This window comes from Novosphingobium sp. UBA1939 (assembly GCF_002336885.1).
Classification (GTDB): domain Bacteria; phylum Pseudomonadota; class Alphaproteobacteria; order Sphingomonadales; family Sphingomonadaceae; genus Novosphingobium.
Genome location: NZ_DDFB01000067.1, coordinates 1 through 15694 on the forward strand (window position 1 = coordinate 1; position 15694 = coordinate 15694).

Annotated in this window: 14 protein-coding genes and 2 riboswitches; of the genes, 9 read left to right on the top strand and 5 right to left on the bottom strand. The window is 66.9% G+C overall.

Features of this window, described 5'->3' with window-relative positions; all coding sequences use genetic code 11:
• The 3 genes from B3547_RS09790 to B3547_RS09800 all read left to right on the top strand — a co-directional run.
• The coding region (locus B3547_RS09790; RefSeq protein ID WP_292962566.1) for an HlyD family secretion protein at positions 1 to 504 on the top strand (504 nt) is incomplete at its 5' end.
• A 14-nt stretch (positions 505 to 518) separates the two neighbouring features.
• Complete coding sequence (locus B3547_RS09795; protein WP_292962570.1) at positions 519 to 1322, top strand: SDR family NAD(P)-dependent oxidoreductase; 804 nt, start codon at positions 519 to 521, stop codon at positions 1320 to 1322.
• Between the two features lie 142 nt (positions 1323 to 1464).
• Positions 1465 to 2775 carry a metal-dependent hydrolase family protein gene (locus B3547_RS09800; RefSeq protein ID WP_124808357.1) on the top strand — a complete coding sequence of 437 codons (1311 nt, stop codon included), beginning with the start codon at positions 1465 to 1467 and terminating at the stop codon, positions 2773 to 2775.
• A 23-nt stretch (positions 2776 to 2798) separates the two neighbouring features.
• Here B3547_RS09800 and B3547_RS09805 read toward each other — a convergent pair whose 3' ends face one another.
• Entirely contained in the window at positions 2799 to 4082 is a 1284-nt protein-coding gene (locus tag B3547_RS09805; RefSeq protein WP_292962576.1) for a helix-turn-helix transcriptional regulator, read from the bottom strand.
• Between B3547_RS09805 and B3547_RS09810 the strand changes: the two genes are divergently transcribed.
• The 3 genes from B3547_RS09810 to B3547_RS09820 are packed head-to-tail and all read left to right on the top strand — an operon-like array spanning position 4065 to position 9057.
• Entirely contained in the window at positions 4065 to 6389 is a 2325-nt protein-coding gene (locus B3547_RS09810) for a TonB-dependent receptor (RefSeq protein ID WP_292962579.1), read from the top strand. The genes B3547_RS09805 and B3547_RS09810 overlap by 18 nt on opposite strands.
• Positions 6390 to 6424: 35 nt before the next feature.
• The gene (locus B3547_RS09815) at positions 6425 to 8554 is read left to right on the top strand and encodes a PQQ-dependent dehydrogenase, methanol/ethanol family (protein WP_292962599.1); all 2130 of its coding nucleotides are present in this window, start codon (positions 6425 to 6427) and stop codon (positions 8552 to 8554) included.
• A 26-nt stretch (positions 8555 to 8580) separates the two neighbouring features.
• Positions 8581 to 9057 (top strand): GlcG/HbpS family heme-binding protein, encoded by a 477-nt coding sequence (locus B3547_RS09820; protein WP_292962582.1) that lies wholly within the window; start codon positions 8581 to 8583, stop codon positions 9055 to 9057.
• Here B3547_RS09820 and B3547_RS09825 read toward each other — a convergent pair.
• The 4 genes from B3547_RS09825 to B3547_RS09840 all read right to left on the bottom strand — a co-directional run bounded on the left by B3547_RS09825 (position 8972) and on the right by B3547_RS09840 (position 12122).
• The gene (locus B3547_RS09825) at positions 8972 to 9547 is read right to left on the bottom strand and encodes a flavin reductase family protein (protein ID WP_292962585.1); all 576 of its coding nucleotides are present in this window, start codon (positions 9545 to 9547) and stop codon (positions 8972 to 8974) included. The two genes, B3547_RS09820 and B3547_RS09825, sit on opposite strands and share 86 nt — an antisense overlap.
• Positions 9548 to 9664: 117 nt before the next feature.
• Positions 9665 to 10954, bottom strand: a complete 1290-nt coding sequence (locus B3547_RS09830) for a cobyrinate a,c-diamide synthase (RefSeq protein ID WP_292962587.1) — start codon at positions 10952 to 10954, stop codon at positions 9665 to 9667.
• On the bottom strand, positions 10951 to 11553 hold the full coding sequence (gene cobO / locus B3547_RS09835) for a cob(I)yrinic acid a,c-diamide adenosyltransferase (RefSeq protein WP_292962589.1): 603 nt from the start codon (positions 11551 to 11553) through the stop codon (positions 10951 to 10953). The genes B3547_RS09830 and cobO overlap by 4 nt, the downstream gene beginning before the upstream one ends.
• Positions 11550 to 12122: a hypothetical protein gene (locus tag B3547_RS09840; protein WP_125953738.1), complete on the bottom strand. Its 573-nt coding sequence runs from the start codon at positions 12120 to 12122 to the stop codon at positions 11550 to 11552. Before B3547_RS09840 ends, cobO begins: the two co-directional genes overlap by 4 nt.
• Before the next feature lie 245 nt (positions 12123 to 12367).
• A riboswitch (cobalamin riboswitch) is annotated at positions 12368 to 12568 on the bottom strand.
• A 58-nt stretch (positions 12569 to 12626) separates the two neighbouring features.
• Positions 12627 to 12817: riboswitch (cobalamin riboswitch) on the top strand.
• Between the two features lie 208 nt (positions 12818 to 13025).
• Between B3547_RS09840 and B3547_RS09845 the strand changes: the two genes are divergently transcribed.
• From B3547_RS09845 to B3547_RS09855, 3 genes are all read left to right on the top strand, one after another.
• Positions 13026 to 14978 (top strand): TonB-dependent receptor plug domain-containing protein, encoded by a 1953-nt coding sequence (locus tag B3547_RS09845; protein ID WP_292962593.1) that lies wholly within the window; start codon positions 13026 to 13028, stop codon positions 14976 to 14978.
• Positions 14978 to 15385 carry a DUF1636 domain-containing protein gene (locus B3547_RS09850; protein ID WP_292962595.1) on the top strand — a complete coding sequence of 136 codons (408 nt, stop codon included), beginning with the start codon at positions 14978 to 14980 and terminating at the stop codon, positions 15383 to 15385. Before B3547_RS09845 ends, B3547_RS09850 begins: the two co-directional genes overlap by 1 nt.
• Positions 15386 to 15395: 10 nt before the next feature.
• Positions 15396 to 15694: nicotinate-nucleotide--dimethylbenzimidazole phosphoribosyltransferase (locus tag B3547_RS09855; RefSeq protein ID WP_292962597.1), on the top strand; the 299-nt coding region annotated here is incomplete at its 3' end.

The following is a 15694-nucleotide window of genomic DNA, read 5'->3' on the forward strand; positions in this document are numbered from 1 at the left end:
GGCGCCCGGCGCGGCGATCTGCTGGCCGCGCTGGCGCAGGCACAGGCGGGCGAGGCCCGCGCCCGCGCGGCGCTGGATCTTGCCGGCCAGGACTTGCGCCACACCGAAGTGCGCGCGCCGATCGATGGCGTAGTGGCCAACCGGCAGCTGCGCGTCGGCGATTACGTCCAGCCCGGCACGCGCGCGCTGACGCTGGTGCCGATGCAGGCGCTTTACGTGACGGCCAACTTCAAGGAAACGCAGACGCGCCGGATGCATCCCGGCCAGCACGCCACCGTTCGCATCGATGCGCTGGGCGGCGCGAAGCTGAAGGGCACGGTGGAAAGCCTCGCGCCGGGATCGGCCTCGACGTTTGCGCTGTTGCCGTTTGAGCCCGGCACCGGCAACTTCACCAAGATCGTGCAGCGCGTGCCGGTGCGGATACGGCTCGATCCCGGCCAGTCCGCGCTCGCCGCGCTGCGCCCCGGCCTTTCCGTCACCGCGAACGTCCAGCTTTCCAACTGAAGGAACACCCTGAAATGACTATTCCCCACCATGCGACCGCCGTGATCACTGGCGCTTCGACGGGTATCGGCGCCGTCTATGCCGACCGGCTGGCCCGGCGCGGGCACGATCTGGTCCTCGTTGCGCGCGATGTTGCCCGCCTGAACGCGCTGGCGGACCGCCTGCGCGCGGAAACCGGCCGGTCCGTCGAAGTCCTGCCCGCCGATCTCACCGATCCCGCCGCCGTCGCGCGCGTGGCCGACCGGATCGCCACGGTCCCGAACCTGGGCCTGCTGGTCAATAATGCCGGCATGGCGCTCACCGGCACGCTGGTCACCAGTCCGGCCGAGGAAGTGACGCGGCTGATCGCGCTCAACATCACCGCACCCGCCCTGCTGGCCCGCGCTGCGGCGCTGCGCCTGACGCACGAGGGCGCAGGCGCGATCGTCAACATCGCGTCGGTCCTCGCGCTGGCGCCGGAGATGTTCGATGGCGCCTACAGCGGCAGCAAGGCGTTCATCCTGAACCTGTCGCAGGGGCTGTCCACCGAACTGGCGGGCAGCGGCGTGCATGTGCAGGCGGTGCTTCCGGGCGCGACGCGCACCGAGATCTGGGAGCGTTCGGGCAAGGACGTCGATGCCTTCCCGGCGGAAATGGTGATGGACGTGAACGACCTGGTCGATGCCGCGCTGGTTGGTCTCGATCGCGGCGAGAACGTGACGATCCCGCCGCTGGCCGACCTGGCCGGCTGGGAGGCGATGCAGTCGGCGCGCGTGGCGCTTGGCCCCCAACTGTCCCGCAGCGAGGTCGCCGCCCGCTATCGCGCGGTTCTGGCCTGAACGGAACCGCGCCGAACCGGTGGACCAGCCGCCGGTTCGGGATGCGGCACAGGAAAATCATGGGCTGGCAAAAGTTTGCAGCAATGCTCTATGCCATTCCTGCGCGGGCGGAGCACGGTCCGCGAAAGGGAGGCTAACGAAGATGCACCGCACGATATTGGCGCTGGCCTGCGCCGTGGCCCTGATCCCCTCCGGGGCTACCGCGCATACTGTCGTTCGTGCCGGAAAGCTCATCGATGGAACCGGCGCTCCGCCCCGGGAGAATGTCTCGATCGTCGTGGACGGTGATCGCATTGTCGAAGTGCGCGAAGGCTTCGCACCGATCGCCCAGGGGGACACGCTGATCGATCTGTCGAACCGGACGGTGCTGCCGGGCCTGATCGACATGCACGTCCATATTACGGTCACCGGCTACAAGGGCGATCCCATTCGCCGTGCCGTCACGCAATCGGGTTACGATGTGCTGATCGATGGCGTGAACGATGCACGGGCCACGCTGCTGGCCGGCTTCACGTCGATCCGGTCTGTGGGAGACAACACTTACGCCGTCGTCGCGCTCAAAAAGGCGGTGGCGGACGGGAAGGTGCCCGGTCCGCGCATGTGGGTGGCGGGCGAGGCTCTCGGGCCGACCGGCGGGCACAGCGATCCCGCGAACGGCCTGATCCCCGATATCGCCGAACTGCCGCACGCGCGCGATGCCGTGATCGACGGCCCGGACGAAGCGCGCAGCACGGTCCGCCGGCTGAAGCGCGAAGGCGCGGACCTGATCAAGATCATGCCTTCGGGCGGGGTCATGTCGATCGGTGACAATCCCTACCTGCAACTCATGGATGACGATGAGCTGAAAGTCGTTGTCGCCACCGCGCACGCGCTTGGCATGAAAGTCGCGGCCCATGCCCATGGCAAGCAGGCCATCGAACATGCCCTGGCGGCGGGCGTGGATTCCGTGGAGCACGGAACGTTCGCCGACGCGCAGACCTACAAGCTGTTCAAGCAGCACAACGCCTATCTCGTGCCGACGCTGCTCGTCGGAGAGCGGGTCTACGAGGTTGCAAAGACGCATCCCGAACAGCTCAACCCGTCCACTGCCGCCAAGGCGATCGCCATAGCCCCGGTCCTGCACGAAAATTTCCGCGCGGCGGCGGCGGCCGGCGTGAAGATTGCCATGGGTACCGATACGTTCGGGCTCTCGGCGCACGGCGAGAACGCGCAGGAACTGGTACTCATGACCTCGCTCGGCATGAAGCCGATGGACGCGATCCTCACGGCAACGCGCAACGCCGCGGACCTGCTGGGGGCGAGCGACGACGTGGGCGCGGTGACCAAGGGGCATTTTGCCGATCTTATTGCCGTGGAGGGCGATCCCTTGCAGGATATGGCCGCGCTACGGAACGTCGATTTCGTGATGAAGGGCGGCGCGATCGTGAAGGCCGGGGGCAAGCCCGTGGGCTGATGCAGCCGCGATGGTGAAGACGCTCAATTGCAGGGCGAACGCGCGGCCCTGGGTGTGAAGCCGAAGGTCCGCTTGAACGCGGTCGTGAAATTGCCGGGATGTTCGTAGCCTGCTTCCAGAGCGATCTCCGTGATCGACCGTTGGCTGGTCCGCAGCATGGCGAGCGCTTCGTCCATGCGCAGGCGCTGGCGATAGGCGGAGATCGTCATCCCGGTGACCTGCTTGAAGCATTCCATCATCTGCGTCTCGTTCCAGGCGACCGCGCGGCTGATCTGGCCGATGCCAAGGCTTGTGCCTTCCGTGCTGTGCAGCAGATCCCGGACCTGCTGCACCTTCCTGCGGTGATGCGGCTTGAGATCCGGGCCGGCGCTCCAGCCCGCGAGCTGCTGCAATCCCATGTAGAGCAGCTCGAGCGCCCTGGCTTCGAACATCAGGTCCGTCATCGGGCCGGGACGCAGATTTAGCATCTCTTCGGCGATGGACTGCATCGGCACGGGAAGGGGCGCGTCGCTGTGGCAGAACTGGGCGACCGAGCCGCGCATGTATTCGAGAATGGTCGAAGGCAGACCGTTACGCCCCGGCAGAAAATCGCGCAGCAAGTCCCGCGTGCAGATCATGGTGATGGCGCGTGAACGGACCTTTGGCGGGGCGACTTCCTTCTTGATGCTGCCATCGGGCTGCACGAGGAAGGAAAAGCTTCCCGGATGGCATTCGGATTCGTCGTTCCCGCTGCTGATCGTGCTGCCCCCGCCGAGGTTGCAGTGCAGTTTCAGCAAGTCCCTGCTTTCATAGAAATAATCGCTTTGGTCCAGGTGGGAAACATCGGACAGGAACACCGAATAGCCCTGCCGCACCGTGACGCCGCGCAGCCAGCCCTGGGCTGTTGGCCCGGCTTCGTGGATCATTTCGGTATCCGCCAGCAATCCGGCGCCGCAATCCATCGCCCTGATCTTGCCCGGATCGACAACGGCAAGGATCGTGGGATCCAACGGGTCTCGGTTTCGTGTGAGCAGATTGTCCAATAGCAGGTCCCGTTTGGTGAAGCCGGCGGGTTCGGTATGACCGCCAGTGCGATGAGCGGGCACGCCTCCTTGCGCGGTGGCATTTTTATCGCGCCTCTTGGCCGAACGGTAGCCCCCGGCCCGGTGAAGCGGAACAAAGGTGCGCGGCTTTCCGGAAAACGCAAAGGAAATTCGGGTTCGAGGATAAGCGCCGCGCGTGAGCTTTCGTAAAGTATGGGGATCGGGTCCGCCGAAATATCGGTCCGGAACCAGCGTGGGGGAAAATCGATGATACATGAAAGCCATCGCCGGCTTCGGAGCCTGGCCCTGCTCGCCAGCGGAGCGGCAGCGGTCTGCCTGGCGACGCCGGTTGCGGCCCAGGCGGCCAGCGAAGCCAACGAGGATGTCGATCCGCAGGGCGGGATCATCGTCACGGCGCGCAAGACGGGTGAGCGCCTGCAGGATGTGCCGGTCACCGTGAACGCGGTTACTGCCGACCAGTTGCGGGACCGGGGTGCCGCCGATGTCAAGGACGTGCTGCGGAGCATTCCGGGGTTTTCCTATTCTGGCACCGAGCGCGGGCTTTCCAACTACAACATTCGCGGCATCAGTACCGTCGCGTCATCGCCCACGGTAGGCATCTACCTGGACGACATCTCGCTCGTTACCATTGCCACGTCGTTCAGCGGCGCGTTCGACCCGGTGTTTTTCGACATGGAACGGCTGGAAGTGCTGAAAGGGCCGCAGGGAACGCTCTATGGTGGCAATTCCATGGGCGGCGCGATCAAGTATGTCAGCGCACGGCCGAAGATCAACGAAACCGAAGTGAGTATCGCGGCCGGCGTGGCAGTGACCAAGCACGGCGCGCCTTCGTACAACGGCGAAGTGGTGGCCAACGTCCCTCTGGTGGCGGATACGCTGGCGCTGCGCGGCGGCTTCTTCTATCGCCGCGATGGCGGCTATATCGACAACCAGCCCGGAAACCTGCGCAATTCGCATTATTCCAGCACCGCCTCGCCGGTTTACACGCCGCTGGTGCAGGACACGCTCAGCACGCGCAGCACCTCCAACCAGAACTACGGAGATACCTTTGCTGCCCGCCTTTCGCTGGAGTGGCAACCCGATCCGAGCTGGTCGATCCGGCCGCAGGTATTCTATCAGGACTACACGCTGGCTAACGCCGGGCAGTTGTTCATAGATCAGCCCGAACTGACATCCTCCTATCGCATCAAGCAGCCGACCTACGACAAGGCGGGCATCTACAGCCTGAACATCGACAAGGATCTGGGGCGCGCCAAGATCACGTCGCTGACGGCCTATTTCGATCGCAAACTGAGTTTCGTCCGCGATTACAGCTATTTCATCGGCAATCTCGTGCCACCGCTGTTCCCCCTGACGGCGCGCAACGTCTCGGACAGCCGCACCAAGACCTTCAGCCAGGAGCTGCGCATCGCCTCCGACAACGGGCCGGGTACGCGCTTCAAGTGGCTGCTGGGGCTCTACTATTCCAATCAGGACGATCGTCTTGTCCAGGCCGTCAACCAGCCGGGAGCCGCCGCCTTCGTGGGCGCCGATCTCGTCTATTATGGCGACACCTTCACCAACACCAAGCAGTACGCCGCGTTCGGCGAAGTCACCTACACCGTGCTGGACGGCCTTGACCTCACTGCCGGTGTTCGCGGCTTCAAGATCGACCAGCGCGTCGATATTCTGGGCGATGGGCCGTTCAATGGCGGACTGACCGTGGTGAGCGGGCGCAAGAGCAGCGAAAGCGGCGTCAATCCGAAGTTCGGCATTTCCTACAAGGTCGCCCGTGACAACCTGCTCTATGCTTCGGCCGCGAAAGGCTTCCGCCCCGGCGGCCCCAACCGGTTCCAGATCAATCCCGTCCTGTGCGCGGCCGATCTGAATGCGCTGGGCCTGACGCGCGCGCCCGACAGCTTTTCGTCCGACAATCTGTGGACCTACGAGGTCGGCACCAAGAACACGTTCGGGAACGTCGTTACGTTCAACGCCGCCGCATTCTATTCCGACTGGAAGAAGATCCAGCAGCAGCTCAACCTGACGAGCTGCGGCTTCGCCTTTACCGGCAACGCGGGAACGGCCGAAGTGAAGGGCGCGGAAATCGAAGGACAGGTCCGTCTGTCGCCCAGCTTCCAGATCGGCGGCAATGCCACCTATACCGATGCCACTATCAAGAACGCCGCACCCGGAACGACGGCGCGGGATGGTGACATGGTGCAGGCCGTGCCGAAATGGATGGCGAGCGCCTACGCCGCTTTCGCGCACGATCTGTCCAACGGGTGGCGCCTGAACATGCGCGGCGAATACCAGTACCAGAGTCGCGCGCGCCGTTCGTTCGATCGGGTGCTCTCGATCGTCTATGCCAACGCCGTGGCCGGCACCACACCCAACGCGGCCGAGTTCCGGCAAGGCTTCGATGTGGTCAATCTGTCGGCCTCGCTCGGAAAGGGCGGGACGGAGGTGCGGCTCTATGCCAACAACCTGCTGGACGCGCGGCCGCTGATCGATCTCGACCTGACGGCCGGGTCCGACCGCGCGACGACGATCCGGCCCCGTACGGTTGGCGTCGAACTGCGGCAGCGCTTCTGAAGCCGCATCATCGCAGGGAACAGGGTGTGACTGAAATGCACGGGACAGCAAGGAACACGTGGTTCGGCAGCAAATGGTTCGGCAGGGGATGGCTGGGCATGTCCGCCGGGATCATTGCGGGGCTGGCGGGCTGGCACGCCCTGGCCGGCACACAGGCGCCTGATCCGCAGTGGGCGCTCGAAACCGCTTATCACTATCCCGAAGGGCAGATCGATGCCGCCAGCGTGGGCAAGCTGGGGGTCGCCTGGGAGTTCGACGGCTTCGTGGTGCGAGGGCGGACCAATCGCGGTGTCGAAGCCACGCCGGTAGTCGTCGATGGCGTGATGTACGCCACCGGGCCGTGGAGCGTGGTCTATGCGCTCGATGCGCGGACCGGTCGCCTCCTGTGGCAGTACGATCCCGATGTCGACGGATCGTTTGCCCGGCGCACCTGTTGCGACGCGGTCAATCGTGGCGTCGCCGTGGTCGATGGCACGGTCTATGTCGCCACGCTCGACGGCTATCTCGTGGCGCTCGACGCGAAGACCGGAAAGCCGCTGTGGAAGGCCGATACGATCACCGACCGGTCGCGCAGCTATGCCATCACCGGCGCGCCGCGCGTGGCGGGCAATGTCGTGGTGATCGGCAATGGCGGCGGCGAAATGGGCGTGCGTGGCTATGCCAGCGCCTATGACCGCCGCAGCGGCAAGCTGGCATGGCGCTTCTTCGTGGTGCCGGGCGATCCGCAGGCCGGGCCGGACGAAAGCCCTGACGTGACCGAGGCGCGCAAGACCTGGGACACGCATTCGGCCTGGGACCTGGGTGGCGGCGGAACGCCGTGGGATTCGATCGTCTACGATCCGGACACGAACACCGTCTACGTCGGCACGGGCAACGGATCGCCCCACCCGCTGTGGTTGCGCAGCCCGGCGGGTGGTGACAACCTCTATCTGTCCTCGATCGTCGCGCTCGATGCGGATACCGGTCGCAAGAAGTGGCACTATCAGACCACGCCCGGCGATAGCTGGGACTACACCGCCACGCAGAACATGATCCTGGCCGACCTCGATATCGGCGGGAAGCGGCGCAAGGTCATCATGCAGGCGCCCAAGAACGGGTTCTTCTACGTGCTGGACCGCGTGACCGGCGAGCTGCTGTCGGCGGAGAAATACACCACGGTCACCTGGGCCGATCGCGTCGATCTCAAGACCGGACGGCCGGTCATCTCCGATCAGTCGAACTTTTCGGAAAAGGCCAAGCTGGTCTGGCCTTCGGAAGCCGGCGGACACAATTGGCCGCCGATGTCCTACAGCCCCGAAACGGGACTTGTTTATATTCCGGTCCTCGAAGCGCCGATGATCTTCTCGATGGCCCCCACGCCCTATCGCCCCTACAGCAACGTGCAGGGATCGGTCGGCGCTTTCCCGACCGTGGCGTCCTGGGGCGGAACGCAGGATGCCAGTGTGCTGGCGGGCCAGCCCGCGCCGCACTTCGAACAGGTGCTGAAAGCCTGGGACCCGGTGAAGCAGAAGGTGGCCTGGACCTCTCGCGTCATGCCGTTCTGGAGCGGCGGGACAATGACCACCAGCAACGGCCTGGTCATGCAGGGGTCGGCCGATGGTTATCTCAACATCTATGACGGGCGCAGTGGCACGCTGCTGCACCGGATCAATATCGGCACCGGTATTCTGGCTTCGCCGATGAGCTACACGATCGATGGCACTCAGTATGTTGCGGTCGCGGCCGGGTTCGGTGGCGCGATGAATCGGTCATTTTTGCCGGGATGGGCGGCGATGGACCGGGTCAACGCGCCGCGCCTCCTGGTCTTCCGGATCGGAGGTGACCAGCCCAGGCTGCCGCCGCGCGTTGCGGCAACGCCGCTTGTGCCGGCTCCCGCAAGGTTCCGGGGTAGCGAGGAGCAGGTCAGGCGTGGGCAGCAGCTTTTCGCGCACAATTGCCTGCGCTGCCACGCTTCGGCAGCCAGCCCTGGCGGCTACCCGGATCTCTGGAAGATGGCGCCCGAAACGCACGAGGTGTTCGAGCAGATCGTGCTGGGCGGAGCCTATTCTTACGCGGGCATGGCCTCGTTCGCCGATGTGCTGAGCAAGGACGATGCAACGGCGATCCATGCCTATTTGGCCGCGCCGGTGAAGAAGGACGAAGCCGGCGACAAGACCATGCACTGATCGGGGCATTGAGCGGGGAATAAAGGATGCGGATTTTCTTTGTTGCTCTGGCGGCCATGGCCGGATGCTTGTTCTGCACGGGCATACCGGCGGCGGCGCAGACGGTGCGGCCCATGCTGGCGCTGCAGGATGCGATCCGCATGGCGGCTTCGGCTGCCAGCAAGGCCAGCGCCATGCAGCGCGCGGTGTCCATCGTGGTGGTCAACCGCGAAGGGCGCGTGATCCTGGCTCAGCGGATGGACGGGGCTTCGTTCGTGAGCCTCAAGGTCGCGGAAGGAAAGGCGATTACTGCGGCAGCGGTTGGTGTGCCGACGCGGATGCTGGAACAGCAGGTCGATGGTGGGAAGCCCGCTTCCTTGTCGGTTCCCGACGTGGTGATGGTCACCGGCGGTCTGCCGATCGCATCGGCCTCCGCGGTTATCGGCGGGATCGGCGTGAGTGGCGGCGCGCCCGATGAAGACGAGACCATCGCGCAGGCGGGGCTGAGCGGAGGTTCGNNTTGATCCGGCCGAGCGCACCGTTCGCCCAGCCAAGGATATCCTCGCTGCCGTTGTCGAACAGGTCATAGACCTCGCCCACGAGCAGGTCATGCGTTCCATAGGGCACGCGCTCGCGAATGTCGCAAAAGATGTTCGCGGGCGCGCCCTCGATGAACCAGACCGGGCCATGCTGGCGCCAGTCGTCCTGCGCGAAGCGTTCCTCGCGCGCGGCCGCGCCGGCGAACGGCGCCATGTGCGCGTCATGCGCGTCATGCAGCAGATTGATGCAGAAACGCCCCGCGCGGATCATCGCGTCGTGGCTCGATCCCGACCGGTTGACGCAGATGGCCATGGCGCAGGGATCGAGGCACACCGGCATGAACGCGGACATGGCGAGGCCGACGGGTGCGTTCGTTGCGGGATCGAAGCTAGTGACGATGCCCACCGGCGCGGGCATGTGCCGCAGCACGCGCTTGAGCCGGCTGTCTATGGTCGTGGTCACGTTGGTTGCCATCGATTGCCTGCCTGCTCCCGGGATGCGAAACTGCGCCGGATTTATCGCACCGTGCTACGCGGGTTATATGCGATCTGCGCAGGAATCGTCCGTCTTCATGCGCAGGACCCGGCCGGGTCATGCCCCGAACAGGCTGGCGACAGCGGCGGGCGAGGAGGGGAAATAGAAATGCATGTAGGTGGCGTGCAGCGATCCCTGCCGGAACAGGGCTTCGCCGGTCCGGCCGCCGGGGTTTTTGGCCCGGGTAACGGGGGATAACGGGGTATCCATCCTGGAATAGTGGAACGTGTGGCCGCGCAGGCTGCCCGCGGGCAGCGCCATGTCCTGCAATCCCAGCGCGGCAAGGCTCGCCTGCATTGTCGCCCGGCCCGGCATCAGGCCCAGCATCGGGGCGTGCGCGCCTTTGCCGTCGTCCAGTGCCTCCAGGCAATAGAGCATGCCCCCGCATTCGGCGAGCACCGCCTTTCCCGCTGCGTGGTGCGCGCGGATGGCATCGCGCATGGCGTGGTTGCCGGCCAGCCGGTCGAGGTGAAGTTCCGGGTATCCGCCGGGCAGCCACAGCGCGTCGCATGGGGGCAGCGTGGTATCGGCGAGGGGCGAGAAGAACGCCAGCGTGGCGCCCATCGCGCGCAGGCAATCGAGGTTGGCGGGATAGAGGAAACCGAACGCCGCATCCCGCGCGACGGCGATCCGCAGCCCGGCGAGATCGCGTCCCGCGCGGGTGGAGGCTTCGTGTCCGGCGAAATCCACCGGCGCCGGCAGCCAGCAGGCCTCGCCCGGCAGCGCGGCGGCCGCCCGGTCGATGCGCCCGTCGAGATCGGTGATCTCGTCCGCCTGCACCAGGCCGAGATGGCGCTCGGGAAAGGCGATCCCGGCATCGCGGGGCAGGGCGCCCAGCCACTGCACGCCGCCGCGCAGGCTTTGGCCGAGCATGGCCGCGTGACGCTCTCCCGCAACGCGGTTGGCCAGCGCCGCGATCACCCGCACGTCATCGCGGTAGGTGGCCAGCCCATGGACCAGCGCGCCGTAGCTCTGCGCCATGGCGCTGCCGTCCACCACCGCCAGCACGGGCAGGCCGAAGCGGGCGGCCAGATCGGCGGCGGACGGATCGCCGTCGAACAGGCCCATCACCCCTTCGACGAGGATGAGATCGGCCTCGCGCGCGGCATCGGCCAGCAGGCGGCGGCATCCGGCCTCGCCCACCATGAACAGGTCGAGCTGATAGACCGGCGCGCCGCTCGCCCGTTCGAGGATCATCGGATCGAGGAAGTCCGGGCCGCACTTGAACACGCGAACCTTGCGCCCGGCCTGGCGGTGCCGACGCGCCAGCGCCGCCGTCACCAGCGTCTTGCCCTGTCCGGATGCCGGCGCGCTGACCAGCAGGGCCGGGCACCGCGCCGCCTTCACCGGTCGATCCCTTCCTGCGCGCGCACGCCGTCGCGGAAGGCGTGTTTCACGTCGCGGATCGCGCTGACGGTGTCAGCCGCGGCGATCAGCGCCTCGTCGGCGGCGCGGCCGGTGATGACGACGTGCTGCATCGCCGGTCGCGCTTCCAGCGCGGGCATGATCTCGTCGAGCGCGAGATAGCGATAGGTGACGAGGTAGGTCAGCTCGTCCAGCACGACCAGGCTGATCGCCGGATCGGCCAGTGCGGCCCTGGCCTTTTCCCAGCCGGCGCGCGCGGCCGCGATATCGCGCTGGCGGTCCTGCGTTTCCCAGGTGAAGCCTTCGCCGCACTTTTCCCAGATCACGTCGGGATGGCGCGAGAAGAAGGCGCGCTCGCCCACGTTCTCGGCCCCCTTGATGAACTGGAACACGGCCGCCTTGCGACCGTATCCCAGCGTGCGCGCGACCATGCCGAAGGCGCTGGAGGACTTGCCCTTGCCGTTGCCCGTCAGCACCAGCAGCAGGCCCTTGTCGCGCGTGGCGGCGGCGATTTTGGCGTCGACCACCGCCTTGTGCCGGCGGGTGCGCTCGCGGTGCGCGTTGTCTTCGGACCCGCTCACCGGCGCTCGCTTTCGCGCAGCTCGGGCCGGATCAGGAACAGCAGCGAGAACGCGGCGGCGGCCAGGCCGCTCCAGCCCAGCGTCGCCCACAGCGTCGACGGGAAATAGCGCCCGATGCGCGGCAGGAAACCTGCGAGCGTCGGATCGGCGAAGCGGCCGCCGAGGAAGTAGAAACCGCCGCTCGAAAGCAGTTCGGACGCGAACGTGGCGCAGATCAGCAGCACGGCCATGATCGGCAGGGCGGCCAGGCTTTCGCCCAGCCGGGTCTGCGCGTACCGTCCGGCCAGCCACATCACGCCATAGGCGGGCACCAGCATCCCGTAGGCGGGCGTAAAGCAGAAGGCCGACTGGCCGAACCAGCCGATCACCACCACGTCGATGGCATAGCCCAGCAGGAACAGCGCGCCGAACGCGGCCGCGCGGCGGACGAAGAAGCCCAGCACGAAGAAGCTGGCCAGGCTGGTATCGGGCAGGTGGATGACCTGGCTCAGCGAATGGCTGCGCGTGATGAGCATGACAAGGGCGAGAAGCCCGAAGACGGACAGTTCGAACCGGGTATTGCGGACCATGAGGGGTCTCCTGAACGGGTTGGATTTCGCGTTGTGGCCGCGCACGCGACCATCGGCTGCGGCGCGGGGGCCTTTGCGATGCGCGGGCGGGCGCGGGCCCGAAAGCGCGGGGCCGGGGCGCACGCCTGCTGCGGTTGTCGTGGATGTCAGACGCAGTTCATCACAGGCCCCCTTCGGCAACAAACGCACTTATGTCGTCCGCCAAGGGAGAAGCCCTCGTCCGCCCGGTGCATCCCGCCCGCGCGAAGGAACGACGATAGCGGGCCGGTTTCCTGACTTCCCGGATCATCGCGCCTGTCGCCGCCTTCTCAGGGCCGGAACCCCAATGGCATGATGGCGATGCGCTCACCGGTCACAGTTGCGGGAGCAGTGCCGGATTCGGCGGATTTCCGCCGGCCGGACTTCCCGATTAAGCCCTTTCGGGCACCCGTTACGCCGCCGGTGATAAGCGAAGCGGCGCGATGCCGCAAGCATTCGCGCTTGCGGCATCGCCGGCGCGAAGCTATCCGCCGCTCTGCGACAGGTTCCCCGAAAGGGGATCAAAAGGGAACGGGGTGCGAAACCCCGGCTGCCCCTGCAACTGTAAGCGGCGAGCCGACCGGCCATCACGCCATTGGGACTTCACCGTCCTGAGAAGGCGGCCGTACCGGCATTGACCCGTGAGCCAGGAGACCTGCCTGACGCGGTCGTTCTTCGTTCGGGCAGGGTGCACCGGACGTTCGAGGTTCCCGCGCCAAAGGCGGGACGATCCCTCGCGCAACGACAGCCACTGCCTGCCGGGAAGACCGTGCGGGAAGCGTCGTCTCGTGCCCTCCGGCCACCTCGCCGGGGCGTCGCGCGGCGGGCGTTTTCCTTGCGGTCCGAGCGGCAGGTCATCGCCGTTCGTATCCAGGGAACCGCACCATGCGCCTGACCCGTTGTTCTGTTGTTTCCATCCTTTCCCTTTCGCTGGGCCTGCCCGTGGCCGCCCATGCTGCCCCTTACCCCGAAGATCCGGCCGCTGACGCCGCTCCCGACACCTCCATCGTCGTCACCGCGCTGCGCACGCCGGTCGCGCAGGATCGCGTCTCCTCCACCGTCACCGTGCTGGACGAGGCTGCCATCCGGCAGGCGCAGCCGCTGGCCGTGACCGATCTTCTGGTCCGCACGCCGGGCATCAGCCTTTCGCGCAACGGCGGTTACGGCGCCGCCACGTCGCTGCGCATCCGTGGGGCGGACGCTGGCCAGTCGGTGATGGTGATCGACGGGATGCGCCTGTCCGATCCTTCCGCCACGTCCGGCGGCTATGCCTTCGCCAACCTGCTGGTCGATGACATCGAACGCATCGAGATCCTGCGCGGCCCGCAATCGATCCTGTGGGGCAGCGACGCGATCGGCGGCGTCATCAACGTGACCACGCGGCGCGCGGAACAGCCGCTGGAAGGCGGCCTGGCGGTCGAGGCCGGCACGCACGATACGGTGAACGCGCAAGCCGGCGTGGGCGGCACGGGCAAGCTGGTTGATTGGCGGCTGTCCGCTTCGACCTTCTCCACCGACGGCATTTCGGCGCGCAGCAACGGCACCGAGCCCGACGGGTACCGCCGCACCTCGGCCAGCGGCACGGCCACGGTCAAGCTGACGCCGAACCTGTCGCTGGACCTGCGCGGGTACTGGGCCGACGCGCGCAACGATTTCGACAGCACGGCGGGCGATTCGCTCAACTATGGCCGGACGAAGGAATGGTCGGGCTATGCGGGGCTCAATCTGGCGCTGCTCGATGGCCGCTTCACCAACCGGCTGGCGGCGATGCAGACCGAGACGGACCGCGAGAACTACGACCCCGCCCGCGCGATCCGTCCGCTCAATTTCGATGCCCACGGCCGCGTCCGCCGGTTCGAGTATCAGGGATCGCTGCGCCTTTCCGACGCGGTGCAGGCCGTGTTCGGCGCCGAGCGCGAGGAACAGCGGATGACCACGGCCTCGCCGGGCAACAACACCGCGCCCTATGCCCTTGTGCCCCAGGCGGCATCGACCGACAGCCTCTATGGCGAGCTGCGCGCGACGCCGCTTGCCGGGCTGACGCTCAATGGCGGCGTGCGCTACGATCACCAGTCGCGCTTCGGTGGCAACACGGTGTTCAGCGCCGGCGGGGTCTATACACCCAACGCGGGCAGGACGGTGCTGCGCGCCAGCTATGACGAAGGGTTCAAGGCTCCGTCGCTCTACCAGCTGTTCAGCCTCTACGGCAACGCGGACCTCCGGCCCGAAAGGGCGAGGGGCTGGTCGGCCGGCTTCGAGCAGACGCTGGGCAGCGTGCTGCACGGTTCCGCGACATGGTTCGAGCGCGACACCGACAACCTGATCGACTTCGCCTATTGCCCAACAAGCGGCACGCTGCCCGCGTCCTGCTATGTGCCCGGCACCACCACGACGCGCTTCGGCTATTACGCCAATGTCCGCAAGGCGCACGCGCGGGGCATCGAACTGAGCGGCGATGCGCGGATCGGCGTGCTGTTCGCGCAAGCCAACTACAGCTGGATCTCCGCGCAGGACCGGTCGCCCGGCGGCGCCGACTTCGGCCGCCAGCTTGCCCGCGTGCCGCGCCATCTCGCCAATATCGAAGGCGGAATCGATCTGCCGCAAGGGGTGAAGGCCAGCGTGGCCGCGCGCTACGCCGGCGCAACGTTCGACCGCGCGGGCAGCCGCGCGACCCTGCCCGACTACTGGCTGGTCGACCTGCGCGTGCAGTGGCGCGTGGCTGGCGGGCTGACGGTCCATGGCCGCATCGAAAACCTGGCCGACCGGCACTACGAGACCGCCAGCGGTTACGGCAGCCTGGGCCGGACGGTCTATATCGGCCTGCGGAGCCGGTTCTGATGCTGCGCGCGGTTGCAGCGGGGCCGGCGGTGGTGGTCTGCTCCACCTGCCGCCTGTCCGCCGACCGGCGCGAGGACGAAGGCGGGCGGCGCGGCGGCGCGCTGCTCGCCGAGGCCTTGCGGCAGGTTCAGGCACGGGAACCGGACCTTGCCGGCGTGGCGGTGCAGGAAATGGCCTGCCTGTTCGCCTGCCAGCGCCATTGCACGGTCCATATCCGCGCGCCCGGCCGGATTGGCTACGTGCTGGGCGGCTTCATGCCCGACGAGGCTTCGGCCCGCGCGATCCTCGGCTATGCCACGCGCCACGCCGAAAGCGCGGAAGGTGTGGTGCCCTATGCCGAATGGCCGGAAGGCGTGAAGGGGCACTTCATCACGCGCACCCCGCCTGATGGCTATGTCTGCCCATGATTGTCTGGCCATGATCCGCTTCCAGGATGCGGCGGCGTTCGGCGCCGCGCTCGACGCCTTGCCGCAGCCCGACGATGCCGCGCTGGCTGCGGCGCGCGCGCGGCAGGCGGTGCTGACCAAGCCGGCGGGATCGCTGGGGCGGCTGGAGGAGATCGCGCTGTTCATGGCGGGCTGGCAGGGGCGCGAACGGCCGGTGCTCGATCGGGTGCGGGCGACCGTGTTCGCCGGCAACCACGGCGTGGCCGCGCGCGGCGTCAGCGCCTTTCCCGTGGAGGTGACCGCACAGATGGTCGCGAATTTCCAGGCGGG

Excerpts from the sequence above, each read along its gene's own strand:
- B3547_RS09795 (WP_292962570.1), top strand. The coding sequence starts at position 519 with ATGACTATTCCCCACCATGCGACCGCCGTGATCACTGGCGCTTCGACG.
- B3547_RS09800 (WP_124808357.1), top strand. The coding sequence starts at position 1,465 with ATGCACCGCACGATATTGGCGCTGGCCTGCGCCGTGGCCCTGATCCCC.
- B3547_RS09810 (WP_292962579.1), top strand. The coding sequence starts at position 4,065 with ATGATACATGAAAGCCATCGCCGGCTTCGGAGCCTGGCCCTGCTCGCC.
- B3547_RS09805 (WP_292962576.1), bottom strand. The coding sequence starts at position 4,082 with ATGGCTTTCATGTATCATCGATTTTCCCCCACGCTGGTTCCGGACCGA.
- B3547_RS09815 (WP_292962599.1), top strand. The coding sequence starts at position 6,425 with ATGCACGGGACAGCAAGGAACACGTGGTTCGGCAGCAAATGGTTCGGC.
- B3547_RS09840 (WP_125953738.1), bottom strand. The coding sequence starts at position 12,122 with ATGGTCCGCAATACCCGGTTCGAACTGTCCGTCTTCGGGCTTCTCGCC.
- B3547_RS09845 (WP_292962593.1), top strand. The coding sequence starts at position 13,026 with ATGCGCCTGACCCGTTGTTCTGTTGTTTCCATCCTTTCCCTTTCGCTG.
- B3547_RS09850 (WP_292962595.1), top strand. The coding sequence starts at position 14,978 with ATGCTGCGCGCGGTTGCAGCGGGGCCGGCGGTGGTGGTCTGCTCCACC.